3 protein-coding genes are annotated in these 2,459 nt (G+C 35.7%); 1 reads left to right on the top strand and 2 read right to left on the bottom strand.

Features of this window, described 5'->3' with window-relative positions; translation table 11 throughout:
• Window positions 1–119: 119 nt before the first annotated feature.
• On the bottom strand, window positions 120–770 hold the full coding sequence (locus tag FFM65_RS11990) for a VTT domain-containing protein (protein ID WP_162897999.1): 651 nt from the start codon (window positions 768–770) through the stop codon (window positions 120–122).
• A 91-nt stretch (window positions 771–861) separates the two neighbouring features.
• Window positions 862–1,854 carry an NAD(P)/FAD-dependent oxidoreductase gene (locus FFM65_RS11985; protein ID WP_119318737.1) on the bottom strand — a complete coding sequence of 331 codons (993 nt, stop codon included), beginning with the start codon at window positions 1,852–1,854 and terminating at the stop codon, window positions 862–864.
• A 78-nt stretch (window positions 1,855–1,932) separates the two neighbouring features.
• Between FFM65_RS11985 and FFM65_RS11980 the strand changes: the two genes are divergently transcribed.
• The gene (locus FFM65_RS11980; protein WP_119318738.1) at window positions 1,933–2,319 is read left to right on the top strand and encodes a CvfD/Ygs/GSP13 family RNA-binding post-transcriptional regulator; all 387 of its coding nucleotides are present in this window, start codon (window positions 1,933–1,935) and stop codon (window positions 2,317–2,319) included.
• Window positions 2,320–2,459: the final 140 nt, after the last annotated feature.

Genomic DNA, 2,459 nt, shown 5'->3' with positions numbered 1-2,459 from the left:
GGCTTAGAGCAAGCTCTTCAGCCCAATAAAAAAACAGCTAGACCAATTATGGTCTAACTGCTTATGTGAACTGCCATCAACTTAATTTGACGAACAGCCCAAAAAAAGCGTTTAGGAAATTAATCCTGAACGCTTTTTTTACGCTTGTTTTTAAGAGCGGTGATTAAAACTGGAACAAGTGATACTAAAACGATTCCGATAATAATCAAAGAAAAATGTTCTTGAACTGCCGGGATGTTACCAAAGAGATGGCCTGCAAGAGAACAAATTGTTACCCATAAGAAGGCACCGATGAAATTGAATTTCAAGAACGTACCGTAATGCATGGTTCCACTACCAGCAACGAAAGGAACGAAGGTTCTTATCAAAGGAATGAAACGACCAATGGCAATAGTCTTACCACCATGTTTTTCAAAGAAGACGTGAGCATCGTGTAAATGCTCCTTATTGATCAACTTACTGAGGTATTTATTCCTCGTCGCGTATTCTCCAAAATGTTCACCGATTTCGTAGTTCATCGAATCTCCCAAAACGGCTGCTGCTAGAAATAGTATGAATAACACCCAGGATATCAATCCATATTTAGGATTAGCGGCTAACGCCATAGCTGCAAAAATTAAAGAATCACCAGGTAGGAATGGCAAAATGACCACGCCGGTTTCAATAAAGATGATTACAAACAAAATTAAATATGTCCAAAGACCGAAATTATTCACAATATTAACTAAATGACTATCAATATGCAGAATGAAATCAATCAGACCAGTCACGTAACTCAACAAATCAACTCCAAAAATTCAAATTAAACTACATTATAACAGCTTAACTTAAAATAAATTTAAATACAGGATAAATTAAAGATTATTTTTCAAAAATCGAAGTACTGTGTTCAAAGTAGTCTTTATCAGGGTAGAGATTTCTTAAAGCCTTAGTAATAGCAATAGGACCTTCAGCAAAGGCTGTAGCAATCAACTGTAATTTACCAGGGTAGGTCACGACGTCTCCAATCGCAAAGACATTAGGTAAGTTGGTTTCCATTTCTTGAGAAACTTTAATGAAAGGACCGTTTAATTCCAAATCCCAATCACGTAGAATTTTTGAGTCGGATACAAAACCGTAGTTAACTAACAATTTATCGGCAGTAACTGTTTTTATGTCGTCAGACTTGATCATTTTTAAGGTGACATCGATCTTAGACTTATCAGCTTGATTGAAGTCAACGTTTTTGATGATATAAGGGTTGAGCTGTTCAACTGATGATTGATTTAGTTTGTTGACACTGGATTCCATAGCTCGATACTTGTTTCTTCTGTGGATGAGGGATGTGTGATTAGTGATCTTATCTAAGTCGATCGACCAATCAACTGCTGAGTCACCACCACCGGCTACTAAGACGTCTTTACCTCTGAAGTCTTCCAAGCTGTTAACAAAGTAGTCAAGATTGTTTTCTTCTAAAGCTTTGTCATAATCAAAGGTCAATTTTCTGGGTTTAAAGGCACCGTTACCGATAGCTATGATAATTGCCTTACTATAGATAGTTTCTTTATTAGTAGTTAATTCCCAGATGTCATCTTTTCTATTAATAGAAGAAACAGAAGTTTCCAAGTATTGATCACAGTTAAGAATTTGCAATTGATCGAGTAATTGCTGAGTTAATTCACTTCCGGATACTTTGGGTAAAGCCGCGATATCGTAAATATGTTTTTGAGAATAAAGTGTTTCTGGTTGCCCACCTAATTTAGGTAAGCTTTCTATTAAAGCAACGTCGAGATTTCTTAGACGTCCGAAGTAGGCTGCAAACATACCAGCAGGACCACCACCGATAATAGAAATGTCATAAATTTTCTTATTCATATCAAAGTCACCATTTTCTGTTATATAATCTATAGATATATTGTCACACATTTATATTAGAAAAAAGGAGGAAATTACGTGAAAATAGGAGATAAAATCACAGGAACGATTTCTGGTATTCAATCATACGGTGTTTTCGTTAAGATTGATGATGATCACCAAGGATTGATTCACATATCTGAATTAAAACATGGTTTCGTTTCAGATTTGAACAATCAATATAAAATAGGAGATCAGGTCGATGTAATTGTAATGGGAATAGATGAATATAATCAAAAGATAAGTTTATCGATCCGCGCTTTACATCCACAGAAGATAGGCAGACCGATTTTGCATAAGCATTTTTGGACTAATTACCGTGATCATATAGGTTATAAGACGATTGCAACCCATAAAGAAGCCTGGATTAACGGCGCAATGAAGCTTATTTCAGAAAAAAAGCAAAAAAATTCAACTTTTTTGTAAAAAGGGGTTGCGCACCTCTATTCTAATTGGTAATATATATCTTGTTGTTGCGACAGAGCAACGGCGTCAACGGATTCAAGCCTTACAGCTTATCCAAGACGTCAAAAATTATTTTAAAAAAGTGCTTGACTTGTTCTTGC

The organism is Companilactobacillus formosensis, assembly GCF_005405305.1.
Classification (GTDB): Bacteria; Bacillota; Bacilli; order Lactobacillales; family Lactobacillaceae; genus Companilactobacillus; species Companilactobacillus formosensis.
The sequence above is the reverse complement of the archived record's forward strand: the minus strand, read 5'-3'. Positions and strand labels throughout refer to the sequence as shown.